Source organism: Akkermansia sp. (genome assembly GCF_020860705.1).
Lineage (GTDB): Bacteria > Verrucomicrobiota > Verrucomicrobiia > Verrucomicrobiales > Akkermansiaceae > Akkermansia.
The window spans coordinates 56202-72265 of sequence record NZ_JAJBTT010000036.1 but is presented as its reverse complement, the minus strand read 5'-3'; the positions used below and the strand labels follow the sequence as shown (position 1 = coordinate 72265).

The following is a 16064-nucleotide window of genomic DNA, read 5'->3' as shown; positions in this document are numbered from 1 at the left end:
AACAAATTTACCGGATGCTACCTACTCTCTTTTCCGTACCCTTGGCGGCATTACAGCATTACCTGTATTGTCCCAGGCAGTGTGCGCTGATTCATTTGGAGTGTATATGGGAAGAGAACCAATTTACGGCGGAGGGGAATGTATTTCATGAACGGGCGGATTCCGGCATGACGGAAAACCGCGGGCGAAAGAGGATTCTGCGTTCTCTTCATATTTCCTCCCTCCAATGGGGAATTCACGGCATTGCGGATGTCGTGGAGGCTGTTTATGCTGAGAAAGGCGGCATTCCCGTATCCATGACTCCCGTGGAGTACAAGGTGGGCAAGCCCAAGCCGCACCGTGCAGATGAAGTGCAGGTGTGCGCCCAGGCCTTATGCCTGGAAGAAATGTTTGGGTTGGAGATTCCCTCCGGTTTTCTGTTTTATGGAAAGACCCAGAAAAGGATGGAGGTGGTATTTGATGAAGAGCTGCGTACTCTGACAGCCGGGGTTATCAGGAATGCCAGGGAGGTTTTAACCGGGGGAGTGACGCCGCTGCCCATGTATTCCAAAGCCTGCAAATCCTGTTCCCTGGTCAATGACTGTCTTCCTGACGTTTGCCGGGAGCACAGGCAGACCATGAAAGCCCGGGTGGATAGTGTGTTTGAAGACAGCCTGGAAACAAATGAAGCTGATGATTTATGAAGAAGCATTTAAATACATTGTTTGTGACGCTGGAAGGATGCTGGCTGTCCAAGGATGGCGATACCGTAAAAGTCAATTCGGAAGGAACGTGTCTGCTGCGGGTTCCCCTCCATAATTTGGAGGGTATTGTGACGCTGGGATGGGACATAGGAGTTTCCCCTTATTTGATGGGGGCCTGTGCGGAACGCGGCATCACGCTTTCCTTCTGCAATCCTTACGGTAAATTCCTGGCTGGCGTACAGGGATTCATGAAGGGAAATATCCTGTTGCGTCGGGAGCAATACCGCTGGGCTGATGATGAGGCAAGATGGGTTGGCGTTGCCCGGGAAATGATAGGAGCCAAAATTGCGAATTGCCGCAGTCTGCTTTTAAGGGCGCAGAGAACGTACGGGAAAGATTTGTCGGAGGCGGTCGATCGTCTGGCGGCTTTTTGCCGTATGGCCCGCGGATGCAATTCCGGAGACATGTTACGGGGCATTGAAGGTTCCGCAGCGGAAACCTATTTTTCCTGCTTGTCTCATTGCCAGAGGACGGAAGATCCGGAGCTGGTGTTTGAAGGCCGCAACAGACGGCCTCCCAAAGATTGTTTTAACGCTCTTTTATCTTTTCTATACAGTTTGTTGTGCCATGACGCCAGGTCTGCCCTTGAAAGCTCCGGCATTGATGCCGCCGCAGGCTTTCTGCACCGTGACCGCCCGGGGCGTCCCGGAATGGCTTTGGACTTGATGGAGGAATTCCGGGCTCCTCTCGCCGATCGCCTGGCCCTTACCCTGATTAACCGCAAGCAGATATCCTCAGATGATTTTGACAAGGAAGAGTCGGGAGCCGTTTTTTTGAAGGAAGATTCCCGTAAAAAAGTATTGAATGCCTGGCAGGAGCGGAAAAAGACCGTGCTGGTGCATCCTTTTCTTCAGGAAAAAACCACCCTGGGATTGCTGATTCACATCCAGGCCCTTTTGCTGGCACGCCATTTGCGTGGGGATCTGGACTGCTACCCTCCGTTCATCGGCAAGTAAAACGAGCTGTTGTCATGTATATTCTCATTACTTATGATGTAGCTACGGATGACAAGGCCGGACAGCGGCGGTTGCGGCAAGTTGCCCGAGCCTGTGAAAATGTGGGCCAGAGAGTACAGAATTCCGTGTTTGAATGTGAATTGGCTCCTGCCCAATTGGTTGACATCAGGAACAAGTTGCTTAAGATTATTGATAACGAGAGTGACAGCCTCAGAATTTATCATATGGGGTCCAATTGGCATCACAAAATAGAACAATTGGGCAAGGAGAAAAGCTATGACATCTCCGGACCCTTGATTATTTAAAGGCTGTTGAACATGGCCTGTGCGCCAACCTCAAGCTCACACGAATTCCCCGGCAGATCGGCGATTGGTGTAATGCATTGAGAATAGAATATTGACAGATAAATACCCCGAGGATAAACCGTGCAATGACGGTCTTTTTAGGGAGGTTGGCGCAAAGTATGATTTGCTCTGTTGAGTAGCAATATATAAGGTCGGGTGCTGTCGCACTCCGCAAGGAGTGCGTGGATTGAAACCCGCATGGCTGCCTTGAGTTCAAGCATGGCTTTCGTGTCGCACTCCGCAAGGAGTGCGTGGATTGAAACAACCCGCGCCCCACCCTGCGCCCCCTGCTCCATGGTCGCACTCCGCAAGGAGTGCGTGGATTGAAACCTTTGGCTATGATGAAGCTCAGAAGCTTGCCGGAGTCGTACTCCGCAAGGAGTGCGCAACTTTGCCTAAGGATAAAAAGCTCTCCAGGCTTGTTTGGTCTGGAGAGCTTTTTTGTTGCATCATCCTGTCAGGTTGTCAGGAAGGGGGCTGATTATTCAGATTAAGTTCTGCCGGAGGGAGGGACTGGAGCAGGGCCAGAATGGGGTCCTGCGGCGTGGAGTCCGTTTCCCTCTGGCGTTTGAATTCCTCTTCTTCCTGCTGGAGGGCGGCCAGTTTGGTGTCTTCCACCAGAGCCTTGAATTTGTCCGCCTGGGAGTATTCACCATCCGTATCCCGGAAGACGCGTGCGAGCCAGCGGCGCTTTTCTTCCGTACTGAGCAGAGGTTCTTTCATGGACTGGGGAGCGTGTTTTTGTCCAGCAGGTTTCCGGCCAGTTGCTCTCCTTCCGTGGTGGGGCGGTACACGTAAGGACGGGAGTCCCCGAAGCGGTTGATGTATCCCTGAGAGATGAGGTCCTGAAGGATGTTAGTGACGGTATTGGGATGCAGGCGGGTGGCCTCCGTAATGGTGCTGTGGCGTCTGTATCCGGCAATGACGGCCAGAATGACCTGGGCGCTGCTGAGGCGGAAATCCATCCTGCGGACGTTGGAGGCGAATATCTGTATGAAGTCCAGAGCTTTCATGAGCTTATATTCACAGGTTATTGCTAGGTTGTTCCCTTATTATTTTCCTGTTATTTCCATGTTATTCACATTCTTCCGGGCAGGTCGGCGACTTGATTTTCCTCAGCAGGTCCAGCAGGGGATGGGAGTCATTGGAGAAGCATTGCACGGCATTGACGGTGGCCGCCTGCGGAAGGATGATTTTATGGAATTCCTGGTGAAGGTTCTGGCGCAGGCTCTGGTTTCCCGTCATGGGCATCGCCAGTTTTTCTGCCAGACGGGTAGCCAGGGCATCCATGAAGAGGGGATCGAACTGCTCCGCATCTTCAATGTCGGAAATGTAGCTCATCGGCAGCGGTGCGCGTGAGGCATGGATTCGGCGTCCCTGCATTTTCCATTCCGTACATTTCACATCCAGCACGCGCAGGCAGTCCGCAGGCAGCGTGAATTGGTAGGGAGTCAGGGAGTTGGGGGCCTGGGCGGAAACGGAGTCCAGCGTGGTTTGCGTGGTGGCGAAGGTCCAGCGCGCCATGCAGAGGGTTTCCCGGCGGGCCGGGTGGTAGTGAAGAACACAGAGACGGGATGCCGTGGATTCATTGGCAATCAGCGCGTCCAGCGGAGCTTCCCCGATTTTGGAGAGCGCCGCGTTGCAAATGTCCAGCGCGGAGGGAGTGTCCGGCTGAAGTAAGGATTCTTTGGTCATAGCGCCATATGTTTGCCGGAAATAAAGGCAGCATGCATCATGTTTGGGGATGCCTTCTTTTATGCCACCGGTGGCACATATGCTCCCGGTTTTTCCCCAGATGCATTTTCCGTCAATTGCGCTATTTGATAGGGGCATGCACCGGTCCGGAAGATTCCGGGCAGGTGAAGAGGCCGCCCTTTCCGTCCACGGGAAGAAGGCGCTTCCGTTGCATGGATTGTCCGTGCGGCAGGACGCCATAATTCCGGGGAGCCGGTCATTCCGGCAAACGGAACGGGCCATCAATAAAACCATGCATAGAAAGTAAAAGAGATTATGGGATTCATGAAACCGTCCACTCCTTCCAGTCCTGCTCCGGAGCAGACCATTCCGGTCAAGGCGGAGAGCGTGGGAGAAGAAGTGGGAGAAGATTATCAGCTCCGGGAACGGCAGAGGCAGGGAATGATTTCCACGATTCTGGCGCGCCGCAGCTCTTCCGCCGGGGAAGGGGACGTCAATCCCCGGACCCTGCTTAGGAAAACCCTGGGATAGGCATGGCCATGGAAGAGAGAGTTGCGGAGTTGAACTCCGTGTACAAGTCCCTGGCCGCCCAGCGTGCACCCTGGGAGACCTGGTGGGATCGCCTGAGGGATTACGTGCTGCCCCGCCGCCTGAACCGGGAAGGGGATGTTTCCCTGCCCAACAGGGACGCCATGGACCGCATGACGGATACCACCGCCGTGGAGGCGTGCCAGAAGCTCGCCAGCGGCCATATGTCGTATATCACGCCCAGCCATGACGTGTGGTTCAAGTGGTCGGCTCCGGACGACCACGGCGGGGATGAGGCGGAGGCCTGGTACAACCAGTGTTCGGAGATAGCGCTGAGGGAGTTGTCCGTTTCCAATTTTTATACGGAGATTCATGAGTGTTTTCTGGATCGTGTGGCCTTGGGTACAGGCAGCTTGTTTACGGGGTCTTCCTCAGATGGCAGGCTGCTGTTCACCAATATTCCCTGCGGGCAGTTCGCCTGTGCGGAGAATGCGGAAGGCCGTGTAGATACCTATGTGCGGGAGTTTACCTATACTGCCCACCAGGCGCGTTCCATGTTCGGAGTAAAGGCCCTGGGGCCCAGAGCACGGGAGGTGCTGGGACGCGGGGGCAACCCGTACGCCACGTCCCTGAGGTTTCTGCATGTGGTGCGTCCGCGCACCCGGCGCAGCCGCCGCAGGGAACAGGCCGCCCACATGCCGTTTGAAAGCGTGTACCTGTCCCTGGATGACCAGGTGATTGTGGAGGAAGGGGGGTACATGGAGTTCCCCTACCTGGTGACCCGTTTTTTGAAATGGGGCAACGGGCCGTATGGCCTTGCTCCCGGCAGACTGGTATTCCCCGCCATCCAGCAGGTGCAGTTCCTGAACCGCATTCTGGACACCCTGGGGGAAGTGGCCGCCTTTCCACGCATTCTGGAGCTCGCCAACCAGATCGGGGAGGTGGACCTGCGGGCTGGCGGCAGAACCGTCATCACCCCGGAGGCCGCTTCCCTGCATCTCCCCCGGGAATGGGCCACCCAGGGCAGGTACGATGTCGGCATGGACCGTCTGGCCCAGAAGCAGGACGCCATCCGCCGTGCCTATTACCTCCCCATGCTGGAGCTCTGGAGCGGCCACCACGGGAGCATGACCGCTACGGAGGTGATGGCCCGGGAGAATGAACGTGTGCTGATGTTTTCCCCGTCCTTCACTCTGTTTGTGAGCGACCTGTATTCCACCATGACTCGCATTTTTTCCCTGCTGTTCCGCATGGGCAAGTTCCCCAGGCCACCCCGTGCCGTAATGCGGGAAGGGAGGGACGGCTCCGTTACCGTGGGGGAACCCAGGGTGGTGTACCAGTCAAAGATTGCCCTGGTGCTCCGGCGTTTGCAGAGCGAAGGGATGGACCGCAGCCTTCAGCGGCTGAACATGATGATGCAGGCCGCTCCGGATTTGGCGGATCATGTGGACTGGGATCATTGCTTCCGCCTGTCCACCCGTGTGGACGGCGCTCCGGAGAGCATGCTCAGGCCGTGGGCGGATGTCCAGGCCATGCGGAAGGAACGTGCGGACCGCCAGCAGGAGACTCCTCTGGCTCCTGTGGAGGATGATCCGTACGCTTCCCTTAATCCCCTGCTTAACCAGTTAACCACGATCCAGGAATGAACCGGGATACGACATTGCAGCAGGAGGCTTCCATCAGGGAGGCCCGACTTAAAAGGCGCCAGCTTCTCCGGGTGTTTGACACGCCGGACGGCCAAGAGGCGCTGACCTTTCTGGAAGCCCGCTTCCAGACTGATTTGCCCGTTTTTCAAGGCAGTCCGGGGAGTTATGACCCTCTGGACGCCATGAGGCGCGATGCTTACAGGGAGGTTTTCCTGTATATCCGCCGCCAGCTTCAACTAGCCATTAAAGAATCCACAGCAGAAGACAAGAATGATTGATTCCATTGATAACAGTACAGCCGCGCCCTCCGTGGATGCGGATTTTTCCGGAGCAGTTTCCCCGGAGGGGGAAGTTTTATCCGAAGCCTCCATGAAGCCCGAGCCTCCTCCCGCCCTTCTGGGAGAGGACGGAGGGTTTGTTCCGGATTGGTATGCCCGGTTTGATGAGTTGAAGGGGATGGAGAAATCCCTTTCCAAGTTTAAAACGCCGGAGGCCCTGGCGAAGAGCTATGCGGAGCTGGAACGCCTGCGGCATTATCCCGGCGTGGAGAATGAAGAACAGATGGCGCGCTTCCGCCGCATGGCCGGCCTTCCGGAGTCGGAAGAGGAGTACCGCCTGGAGCGACCGGAATCCATGCCGGAGAGCGAATGGAATGCCGGACTGGCGGAACGCATGGCCCGTACGGCCTACCGTTACGGCGTGCCTCCGGAAGCCATGAATGCCCTTCAGGAAACCATGTCCCAGGCGTATGAGGAGGCCCGGGAGCAGATGATGGATTCCCGGATGGAGATGGAAACACAGGCGGAACAATCCCTGCAGCATGAATGGGGCGCCAATTATGAGCGCAACATGGGCCGGGCCACTGCTGCCCTCCAGCGTCTTGCGTCAGAGACGGGGGTGGATGCGGATGCCCTGCTTGACAATCCGGGGCTGGGGTCCAATCCGGACGTTATCCGCCTGCTGTACCAGGCCTCGCGCCTGCTTGATGAAGCCCCTCTTCATCATTCGGGTGCCGCGGAGCCTTCGCCGGAGGGGGAAGCCATACGCATGGAATCGGATCCTTCCCATCCGCTTTATGAGGCGTACATGAATGTAAACCATCCCAATCATAAGTACGCCAATGAGTTGTATGACCGTCTGATTTCCCGGTAATTTTCCCGGACATTCACGAACGGAATGTGTTAAAAGCAAGCCCGGCGGAAGAATGCTTCCGCCGGGCTTTTAATGGTCATTATTTCATCAGGGAAGGAGGGTCAAGGGCTGGGGCCTTCGTCTGCCTTCATACCATTAACGTCCCGGGAAGGGGCTTCTGTTCAAAAAAAGTTGGAAAAACATTTTCCTCCTGATGGGAACGAAGTGAATAAAATAGCTCTTGGGTATTTATTTGGAGGGGGATATGGGATAAGTATCCCCCTGCGCTGTTTTTCATTCGGGCATGTTTTGTCCATGGTGGCACGGCACGTCAGCATATTCCGGCATTTTTCCAGCAGACGACATGGCTGGGACCTTGTGCAAGTGTGCCTGTTCAGGAGCTGCCATAAACAAATCCCGTCCAGGGAAGGACGGGATTTTCAGAAAATGGTATGCGATAGAATCGCTATTATTTTTATAATAAATAGATTAATTCTACATAATTTTTTACACAAAACGTCAATGGATTTTATTGTTCCCGTAGTAAATGAATGAAATTTGTAGATAGGTAAAAATGCTGTAATTTGTTTGATATTCAATAAATAGAATAAAAAAAGACTGCCTCTTTGGAGGCAGTCTTTTTGTTGAAGGTGGTACGCGGTATAGGATTTGAACCTACGACCTCCACCATGTCAAGGTGTTGCTCTACCACTGAGCTAACCGCGCGTTTGGAAGTGCGGGCGGATTATTACCCGATTAAGGCGGAAAGAGCAATACTTTTTTTGAAAGCAGTCCATTTTGCAAAAGAGAAGGCAGCGTTCCCGCTCCGGAGAAAGACGTCAATTTGTCTTCCTATGCAGTATATTTTTGTTAGTTTAAAAAGAACCTTTCCTAAGTTGTGATGAACAGACATTTTATTTTTGCATTGTGCGCCGTATTGGGATTCAGCGTGTCCGGAATTTCCCTGGCTCAAAGCACTCCTGCGGACAAGGAAGCCGCCGCCAAGGCAGCCAAGGCGGCGAAGGTGAAATTCCGCTGGGGCAAGAGCCTGAAAGCCGCCCAGAAGCAGGCGGAGGAAACCGGCCTTCCCATTGTCCTTCTTTTCACGGGATCGTCCTGGTGCGGTTACTGCATCAAGCTGGAGAAGGAAGTCCTTTCCAAGAAAGAATTCAAGCAGGGCATGGACGGCGTGGCCATAGGCGTCAAGTTTGAGTTTGGCAGTGCCGATTTCAGCAAATCCAAGGAGGCCAAGACATATAAAGTCACAGGCGTTCCGGCCATGGTCGTGGTGGATGCGGAAGGCAAGGAACTGGGACGCACGGGTTATATTCCCGGCCAGACTCCTGTCCAGTACGTTGATTTTTTCAAAAAGTACATGCCCAAGACTGCTGAGGGCAAGTAAGGCGTTTGTTCCGGAACAGAACATCTTCAACAGGAGCGACGGCGGCAAACCGTCGCTCCTTCCGTGTCCGGGAAGAGAGGGTGCGATTTTGCCAGCCTGCTTTTCATAAGGAAAGTCCAGGGGAAGCCGTGTTCACATGGTGGCTGAGGGTGATAGAATGGAGGATTTGCGGATACCCCACATGGATTGCCTGAATGGACAAATGTATTTGGAGGACTAGAGCGGAATAGGCTGCTTATTCATGAGGTTTTAGCAGGGGTGTCCGGTTCATGATTGCTGCGGAAGATGAATAGTTCTGCTATATTCCCATCTTGGCGTATTTGCTGGTAACGGATGGGGCGGAAAATTTTTCCGGAGAGAACCAATGAAAAGAAAGAAAACTGGGAGGATTTTCCAGTCTCTTTCAGGTTTCTGTCTCTGATGAACAAGGTTTCTATGGCAATGGATGGGTAAATCACGGAGAGATGGATAGCTTGGAGGCCATCCTGTCCCGGAAGGCAAGTGGAGCAATCGTGCCTTCCGGTGACGGATTTTTTATTGCTGCTGGTTAAAATGTCCGGTTTTTCCAAAAGCAACCGGGAGTTTTCATGTACCGGAGATCCCGTCCGGGATCAGCTGATCCTCTGCGTAGCTAGTGATGACTTTTTCGCACAGATGCTTCGGCAGAAGGGGAAAACAGCTGTTTTTTGGGTTTGAAAAAACGGACCACGGAATGATTTCCCTTAGACCGTTTTCAAGTGGAAAAGTTCAAGGAATGTCACGGAAAATGTATGACAAAAACAGTTTGAATACATAAGCGATGACTTGAGTCATACCTGCATGCCCGAATTTACAAATGCATTTAGCGTATTAAAGGAAGACCGGCTGCTTACCCATGACGAATTGGTGAGGGCCATCCGGTTCATGATTGCTGCGGAGTATGAAGCCATCCAGCTTTATACCCAGCTTGCCGAATCCATTGATAACAAATTGGCCCAGGAGGTTCTTCTGGATATTTCCAATGAAGAAAAGGAACACGCTGGCGAATTTTACCGCCTTCTTCAGGTTCTTGCCCCGGATGAACAGGGCTTTTACGATGAAGGCATTGGTGAAACCAATGAAAAAATTGAAAAATTGAAGGCGTCCTGCAAGGACGGATCATGCGGTTGTTCCAAAGACGCTCATTAATGGAACCTTCCGTTTGATTTTACATGCCCGGTTTTCCTTCTAAGGAAACCGGGTTTTTTAATGGGACCGGGCTTTTGCCTCCAGCTCGGCCGCCTGGCGGGCGCAGAAGGCAATGCAGCGTTCGCAGGGGCGGGAGGCGTAATAGGCGGCGGTTCTTTCTCCGGGGCGCGCCGTTTCCACAGCCAGGCGTTCCGGGGAAAGCCCCAGCAGTTCCCGGCAGTAAAGCGTGCCGAATTCCTGTTTGAAGGCGGCGGCCAGGGATTGGACCAGGGAAAAGATTTTTTCTTTCTCTCCGGTTTCCGGAGAGCTGTTCCCGTACAGGCTCCCCGCCAGCATGCTCAGTCCGCAAAAAGCGCCGCATACCTCCCGCATGCGTCCGATGCCCGCTCCCAAGGGAGAGGAAAGTTTCAGGGCCGCTTCTTCCGTCAGGCCGCAAACGTCCGCAAAAGCCGCAAAGACGGACTGGGAGCAATTGTATCCCTGGTGGAAATAATCCAGGGCCCGGGTTTCCCGGGCGTCCTTGAAAGCGTTCATGGGAAGGAAATGTTTACTGCTCTTTTTCAGCGGCGGCGTCCGTGGCGGCATCCTCCGGTTTTTTACGGTCCGTCAGCCGCAGCATGACGATGTAGCACACGGCCAGCACCAGCACGGCCAGAATGAGGGGAAGGCTTTCACTTTTTACGGTGTGGATCAGTTCCTCCGGGGATTTGAGCAGTTCCGGATGCCGTTCCCCGATGCGGTGGCCGTACCAGGCGAGCACCGTGCACCAGGCGAACGCGCCGAGCACGGTGACCAGGGAGAAGACGCCGAAGCCCATGCGGACAATCCCCGCGGGAATGGAGATCAGGTGGCGGATGACGGGCAGAAGACGGGCGAAGAAAACGCCGGATACCTCGTAACGCTGGAGGAAGACTTCCGCTTTTTCCACCTTGTGGGGCGGCATGAAAAAGAATTTGCCCCAGCGCATGATGACCGGGCGTCCCACGGTCCGGGCCACGACGTACGTCATGGCTGATCCCAGCCATGACCCGAATGTTCCGGCAGCCACCACCCCCCAGAAGCTCATGGATGTTCCATCCTGGGCGGACAGAATGGCCGCAGGCGGGATGACTACCTCACTGGGAACGGGGAAGATAGAGCTTTCCATGGCCATCAGGACGATGACGCCCGCATACCCCCAGTCCTGCACCCACGACATCCAAACCGAGATCAACTCATGCATAACGGCGCGTATCTTGCATTAAAATCCTTGAAAGGAAAGTCTTTTATTGCGCCGCGGAAACGGGGCTGGTAAGGTAAAAAGGCATACGGCGCGCGACGCTGCAGAGAGTGATGAAGCTTTATATTATAGCAGGAGAGAAGAGCGGGGATATTCACGGAGCCCTGCTGTTGAAAAATCTGCTGCTCCTGATGCCCGGCATGGAGGTCACGGGGCTGGGCGGCCACGGCATGCATGCGTTGTGCCCCGGCGTGGAGGACTGGGCGGATGAAGCGGCGGTCATCGGCGTGGTGGAGGTGCTCAAGAAATACGGATGGTTCAGGAAGCGTTTTTTGTCCATTCTGGAACGGATACGGCAGGACCAGCCGGACTGCCTCCTTCTGATCGATTATCCTGGGTTCAATCTGCGCCTGGCGGAGAAGGTCCGCAAGTGCTGCCCCCATACCAAAATCGTTTATTTTATTTCTCCCCAGGTGTGGGCCTGGCATCGTGGACGCATTCCCAAGATGGTGCGCATGCTGGACCTGATGATGTGCATCTTCCCCTTTGAGGCCCCCTTGTTCCAGGAGGCCGGGCTGAAAACGGAGTTCGTGGGACACCCCCTGGTGGATGAAATTGCTTCCATCCGGAAGGACGACGTCAGGGAGCCGTCCCTGATCGGCCTCTTTCCCGGCAGCCGGAACCGGGAGATTGACCGGCATTTCCCGGTGTTTGTGGAAGTGGTTCGGCGCCTTTCACGGGAACGTCCGGAACTGTCTTTTGAGACGGCCGCCTCCAACGAGGCGCTTGCGGAAAGAATGCGCGGTATGGCCCGGAAAGCCGGCATGCCGCCGGAACTGTTCCATATTACGGTGGGCCGTTACCATGAGCTGATGGACCGCGCCGCCGTGGGCGTGGTGGCTTCCGGCACGGCCACGATGGAGGCAGCCTTGCACCGCCTCCCGTACATGCTGGTATACCAGGTTCCCCTGCTGACGTATTGGATGGCCCGCATGCTGGTCAAGATACGTTTCATCGGCATGGTGAACATTCTGGCGCAGAAGCCTGTCGTAAGGGAGCTGGTCCAGTTTGATTTTACACCGGACAAGGTGATTGAGGAAATAGAACGCCTGCTGGTTCCGGAAAACAGGGATAGGATGCTGGCGGAAATGAAGCAGGCTTCCGACAAGCTGGGGCAGGGCGGAGCGGCCGAACACGCGGCGCAGGCCGTCTGCCGCCTGCTGAAAGAGTGATTTTCCTGATTTTTCTTTGATGGATATTGTCGAGGGGGGCGGGAATCCGGCTTCCCCATTTTCTTAAAGGGAAGAATTCTGATTAGCGGGAGGAATGGATCCGGAGTGCCGCTGACTGCCTGGACTGCCTGAAATAACGGATTGTGCAGTCCGGGAGAAAAAAGGGGAACGCAGCATTCACTTCTTTTTAAGTTCAGCAATGGCTCCGTAATGTAAAACGCTGAATTCCGCGGGAGCTATTTCAGCAAGCAGCTTAACGTGCTCCCGTTCCCATGCAGCAACTTCTGCATCCGTCAGTGAGGCGCCGATGCCCCGGCAGGTCTTCATTCTGCCATTCCAGCTTTCCCGGGTGAAACGTACGTTCAATAGATATTCCTCATGATGCGCCAGCTCAAATTTTTTATCATAGCAACCGGGAATCAATACCGGATGAACCGTTTCTCCCGCACCGCTCCACTGGGGATTGTATTTCAGGACAAGTTGTTCACTTGCCCCTGCAATTTCATCTTCAAAGGGCAGCCACGCCATATATAATACCAGAAGACGGCCATCCGGTTTGAGCATGCGGAAAAGCTTGGGCATGATTTGCTCGTGATCAAAGTACCAGAAACACTGGCAGGCTGTGATTACATCAAATGAATGGTCCGGAAAATCCATCTTTTCAGCAGGTAGCGCGTAGTAATTGATCTCCATGCCTTCTGAAAGAATTTTTGCCTGTTCAATCTGGTTTTCCGAACTATCCGTACCTGTCCATTTTGCTCCATAACGGTACATATTCCTTGGCAGGACTCCTGTTCCCGTTCCTATGTCCAGTACATGCTGACCGTTGACGCATCGTCGGCGGCTTAGGATTTTATCGTAAAATTCCTGCGGATAAATATCGCGGTATGCTGCATAGCCTGCCGAAGTTTTGCCCCAGTCAAATGCTTTTCCACCGTCTATATTTTTATTTGTGGTTTTCATGATGATTCCGCCTCCAAATTTCTATTATTTTTAACTCCTCCATACAATGCCGGACTTGCCAGGCTCGGCTCAGTCCACCCAGGGAGAGCAGGGATCTGCTTCTCATGTTAAAGCCAAACACAATCAACGTTAATTCATTTCGTATTTTCTGACACGATGGTCCAGACCCTTGTGCGGCCGGTTCGGGCGGGAATTCCCCAATTCAAGGTGGGACGGTTTTCATGAAACAGGGAAAGGAAAATTCCTTCATTGTCCGGAGGCTCCTCTGGAAGAATAAAAAAGCGCCGGGCGAACCCGGCGCTTTCTGGTGTGTTTTACGTTGGCAGCAAGTGTGTCAAGCCAGGGTTCAAACCACTCCCTGGTCGATCATGGAATCCGCCACCTTCACGAAGCCGGCAATGTTGGCGCCGGTGACGTAGTTGGTGAAGGATTTGTCGGAGGAATATTCCTGGGCGTGGGCCAGGGCGTTCGCGTGGATGTTGGCCATGATGCTCTTCAGCTTGTGGTCCACTTCCTCGCGCGTCCAGGAAAGGCGCTGGCTGTTCTGGGACATTTCCAGGCCGGAGGTAGCCACGCCGCCGGCATTGGCGGCCTTGGCCGGGCCGTACAGGATTTTGGCGGCAAGGTAGGTTTCAATGCCTTCCAGGTCCGTAGGCATGTTGGCGCCTTCCGCTACCAGCGTACAGCCGTTCTTGATCAGGGTGCGGGCTTCTTCTCCGTTGATTTCATTCTGGGTGGCGGAGGGGAAGGCGCAGTCGCACGGGACGCTCCAGGGACGCTGGCCTTCAAAGTACTGCGCCTTCGGGAACTGCTTGACGTATTCCGCAATGCGGCCGCGGCGCTTGTTCTTGAGCTCCATGACCCAGGCCAGCTTTTCCGGGGAAATGCCGTCGGGATCGTAAATGTAGCCGTTGGAGTCGGACATCGTGACGGGCTTGGCGCCCAGCTCATTGAGTTTTTCCACGGTATACTGGGCTACGTTGCCGGAGCCGGAGACCAGGCAGATCTTGCCCTGCAAATCGTCATGGCGGGTGGCGAGCATGTTCTGGGCGAAGTACACGCAGCCGTAGCCGGTGGCTTCCGGACGGATGAGGGAGCCGCCCCAGTTCAGGCTCTTGCCGGTGAGAACGCCCGTGAATTCGTTGCGGATTCTCTTGTACTGGCCGAACAGGTAGCCGATTTCACGGCCGCCCACGCCAATGTCCCCGGCGGGAACGTCCGTATCCGCGCCAATGTGGCGCTGGAGTTCCGTCATGAAGCTCTGGCAGAAGCGCATTACTTCATTGTCGCTCTTGCCCTTGGGGTCGAAGTCGGAACCGCCTTTGCCGCCGCCCATGGGCAGGGTGGTGAGGGAGTTCTTGAAAACCTGTTCAAAACCCAGGAATTTCAGAATGCCGAGGTTGACGCTGGGGTGGAAGCGGAGGCCGCCCTTGTACGGCCCGATGGCGCTGTTGAATTCCACACGGTAGCCGCGGTTCACCTGGACCTTGCCCTGGTCATCAATCCACGGGACGCGGAACAGGATGGTTCTTTCCGGTTCCACGATCCGTTCCAGAATCGCGTGGTCTTCATACTTGGAATTCGCGGACAGAACCGGCTCAATCGTGTTGAGCACTTCCTGAACGGCCTGGATGAATTCTTTTTCGTGGCTGTTCTTGGCTTTAACCAAGTCGAGCACGCGCTGGGAATATGTCTGTGCCATCTTTCTGTTGTTATCTATTTGGGTTGACGCTTTGCGCACGATGGTTCGCACGCGCTTTCCGTTTATCATTCCACAGCGCTGACTGGCAATCATTTTTTTCCCGGGAAAGCATCAGGGGTCAGCAGGAAAATAGAAAATATTTTTACCTGTTGTGATTTTTAAACTGACCCCATTAAGAAGGGGACGGCCGTTCATGCACCATACTCCTGAAGGCGGAAACCGCAGAGTGGTCCTGACGATTCGGTTTCTTTTTTGATGGATGCGGATTTTGAATCCGTTGTCAATAAAGAAGAAATAAAAAAGAAAAAGTTATTAGAAAACGCCGTTGCCATCATGATGGAATTCGTCCGTGGCAAATAGGCGGGGTATTTTTCATAAGCAATCTTTTTTGTATGCCTTGCGTGATATCCGGATTCAAAATCCTTACATTGAATCCATCGTTAAAAATAACAAAAAACCATGAAGAAAACATTATTCCTGCTTATTGCCGGAGGGACTTTTTCCCTCGCTCAGGCGGCTTCCGTTTTTGTAGATGTGTACAAGGATGGTACGGGAAGGGAGGGCATGAACCAGTACACTTCCAATACTGCAGCCATTCTCCCGTTGCAGGATGCTTCCGGAAATGATACTCCTTATACGCTTAAAATCGTTAAAAGCGGCGGGAATTTTTTTAACACGGGTATTACCGCCGTTACTCCCGGAGAAGAAGACCCGGCTTACTGCGTTTATTACCAGAACAAGGCGGCCATGGCGGACCTCGTCAACACCCTCGGTTCCTTTGATGCCGGCGCGTTGTCTTCCTACATGGCTCCCGGGGCCGGAGGCTCAACCACGTCCTCCATTCAACTGGGAGGCCTGTCCGTGGGAGACACAGTGACGTTTTACATGTTTGTTTCCAGCACGGCGGCCGCTCCCGGGGCCACCACCATGACAGGGGGAACGGGGGCCTTTGAATATGCGGCAACGGACGGGGACGGATTCTCTCCGGATCCTTCTTTCACCAATGGAAGGCTTACCCTGGTCAAGTGGACGGGGAAGGCAACGGCCAGCACCCTTGATTTCCACATCGGCGGCCAGAAGGCCGGCGCTGCGGCTATCGCCTTTGCGGTTGTTCCCGAGCCGGCCGCGGCATCCATGGGGATGCTGGGCCTGGCCGCTCTGCTGATGCGCCGGCGCAGGGCGTGACTTCTTCCTCTCCGGCAGGGGGGGCATTACAAGACTCGTCCACCACACGGAATGCGCCCCGTTCTCCGGCGCTTTCCTGGTGATGGAAGGGAAGGGGCGGAAAGCGGGAAGGAAAGAGGAAAAGTACCTTCCGTTCCTCCGGTCCGTAAGA

At 54.5% G+C, this 16064-nt stretch carries 18 protein-coding genes, 1 tRNA gene and 1 CRISPR repeat array; of the genes, 11 read left to right on the top strand and 8 right to left on the bottom strand.

The features are described 5' to 3' along the window. Positions 1-14: 14 nt before the first annotated feature. Genes cas4 through cas2 form a run of 3 tightly spaced genes read left to right on the top strand, consistent with a single transcriptional unit; the run spans position 15 to position 2004 of the window. A complete protein-coding gene (gene cas4, locus LIO64_RS08090; RefSeq protein ID WP_290548935.1) occupies positions 15-683 on the top strand; it encodes a CRISPR-associated protein Cas4 in 669 nt (222 codons plus the stop codon). Beyond that, complete coding sequence (gene cas1c / locus LIO64_RS08085; RefSeq protein ID WP_290548934.1) at positions 680-1699, top strand: type I-C CRISPR-associated endonuclease Cas1c; 1020 nt, start codon at positions 680-682, stop codon at positions 1697-1699. The genes cas4 and cas1c overlap by 4 nt, the downstream gene beginning before the upstream one ends. A gap of 14 nt (positions 1700-1713) precedes the next feature. Further along, entirely contained in the window at positions 1714-2004 is a 291-nt protein-coding gene (cas2, locus tag LIO64_RS08080; RefSeq protein ID WP_290548933.1) for a CRISPR-associated endonuclease Cas2, read from the top strand. Positions 2005-2204: 200 nt separating this feature from the next. Beyond that, positions 2205-2440: direct repeats of the CRISPR family, unit length 33 nt; unit sequence GTCGCACTCCGCAAGGAGTGCGTGGATTGAAAC. A gap of 68 nt (positions 2441-2508) precedes the next feature. Here cas2 and LIO64_RS08075 read toward each other — a convergent pair. From LIO64_RS08075 to LIO64_RS08065, 3 genes are all read right to left on the bottom strand, one after another. Beyond that, positions 2509-2766, bottom strand: coding sequence for a hypothetical protein (locus LIO64_RS08075; RefSeq protein WP_290548932.1), 258 nt, complete (start codon positions 2764-2766; stop codon positions 2509-2511). Next, positions 2763-3056 (bottom strand): MarR family winged helix-turn-helix transcriptional regulator, encoded by a 294-nt coding sequence (locus tag LIO64_RS08070; RefSeq protein ID WP_290548931.1) that lies wholly within the window; start codon positions 3054-3056, stop codon positions 2763-2765. Before LIO64_RS08070 ends, LIO64_RS08075 begins: the two co-directional genes overlap by 4 nt. 61 nt (positions 3057-3117) lie before the next feature. Beyond that, positions 3118-3738 carry a hypothetical protein gene (locus tag LIO64_RS08065; protein WP_290548930.1) on the bottom strand — a complete coding sequence of 207 codons (621 nt, stop codon included), beginning with the start codon at positions 3736-3738 and terminating at the stop codon, positions 3118-3120. Between the two features lie 324 nt (positions 3739-4062). Between LIO64_RS08065 and LIO64_RS08060 the strand changes: the two genes are divergently transcribed. From LIO64_RS08060 to LIO64_RS08045, 4 genes are read left to right on the top strand one after another with little or no spacing between them, the layout of a single operon-like run. Further along, positions 4063-4269, top strand: coding sequence for a hypothetical protein (locus LIO64_RS08060; protein ID WP_290548929.1), 207 nt, complete (start codon positions 4063-4065; stop codon positions 4267-4269). Between the two features lie 8 nt (positions 4270-4277). Next, positions 4278-5912, top strand: a complete 1635-nt coding sequence (locus LIO64_RS08055; protein ID WP_290548928.1) for a portal protein — start codon at positions 4278-4280, stop codon at positions 5910-5912. After that, entirely contained in the window at positions 5909-6190 is a 282-nt protein-coding gene (locus LIO64_RS08050; RefSeq protein ID WP_290548927.1) for a hypothetical protein, read from the top strand. Before LIO64_RS08055 ends, LIO64_RS08050 begins: the two co-directional genes overlap by 4 nt. Further along, positions 6183-7064, top strand: coding sequence for a hypothetical protein (locus tag LIO64_RS08045; RefSeq protein ID WP_290548926.1), 882 nt, complete (start codon positions 6183-6185; stop codon positions 7062-7064). The genes LIO64_RS08050 and LIO64_RS08045 overlap by 8 nt, the downstream gene beginning before the upstream one ends. Positions 7065-7694: 630 nt before the next feature. On the opposite strand, the gene LIO64_RS08040 is transcribed toward LIO64_RS08045, so the two are convergent. Next, positions 7695-7769, bottom strand: a tRNA-Val gene (locus LIO64_RS08040). A 175-nt stretch (positions 7770-7944) separates the two neighbouring features. Between LIO64_RS08040 and LIO64_RS08035 the strand changes: the two genes are divergently transcribed. Together LIO64_RS08035 and LIO64_RS08030 are read left to right on the top strand one after the other, a co-directional pair. After that, on the top strand, positions 7945-8445 hold the full coding sequence (locus LIO64_RS08035; protein WP_290548925.1) for a thioredoxin family protein: 501 nt from the start codon (positions 7945-7947) through the stop codon (positions 8443-8445). Positions 8446-9264: 819 nt separating this feature from the next. Then, positions 9265-9612, top strand: coding sequence for a ferritin family protein (locus LIO64_RS08030; protein WP_290548924.1), 348 nt, complete (start codon positions 9265-9267; stop codon positions 9610-9612). Positions 9613-9669: 57 nt separating this feature from the next. On the opposite strand, the gene LIO64_RS08025 is transcribed toward LIO64_RS08030, so the two are convergent. Both LIO64_RS08025 and LIO64_RS08020 read right to left on the bottom strand, forming a co-directional pair. Beyond that, entirely contained in the window at positions 9670-10146 is a 477-nt protein-coding gene (locus LIO64_RS08025) for a C-GCAxxG-C-C family protein (protein ID WP_290548923.1), read from the bottom strand. Positions 10147-10159: 13 nt separating this feature from the next. Next, positions 10160-10834 (bottom strand): DedA family protein, encoded by a 675-nt coding sequence (locus LIO64_RS08020; protein ID WP_290548922.1) that lies wholly within the window; start codon positions 10832-10834, stop codon positions 10160-10162. 110 nt (positions 10835-10944) lie between these two features. Between LIO64_RS08020 and lpxB the strand changes: the two genes are divergently transcribed. Further along, entirely contained in the window at positions 10945-12063 is a 1119-nt protein-coding gene (lpxB, locus tag LIO64_RS08015) for a lipid-A-disaccharide synthase (RefSeq protein ID WP_290548921.1), read from the top strand. A gap of 177 nt (positions 12064-12240) precedes the next feature. Here the strand turns inward: lpxB and LIO64_RS08010 are convergent, their stop codons facing one another. Continuing rightward, positions 12241-13026: a class I SAM-dependent methyltransferase gene (locus LIO64_RS08010; protein WP_290548920.1), complete on the bottom strand. Its 786-nt coding sequence runs from the start codon at positions 13024-13026 to the stop codon at positions 12241-12243. Positions 13027-13372: 346 nt separating this feature from the next. Then, complete coding sequence (gene gdhA / locus LIO64_RS08005) at positions 13373-14728, bottom strand: NADP-specific glutamate dehydrogenase (RefSeq protein WP_290548919.1); 1356 nt, start codon at positions 14726-14728, stop codon at positions 13373-13375. A 459-nt stretch (positions 14729-15187) separates the two neighbouring features. Between gdhA and LIO64_RS08000 the strand changes: the two genes are divergently transcribed. Further along, positions 15188-15913 (top strand): hypothetical protein, encoded by a 726-nt coding sequence (locus tag LIO64_RS08000; protein ID WP_290548918.1) that lies wholly within the window; start codon positions 15188-15190, stop codon positions 15911-15913. The last annotated feature ends 151 nt before the right edge of the window (positions 15914-16064 follow it).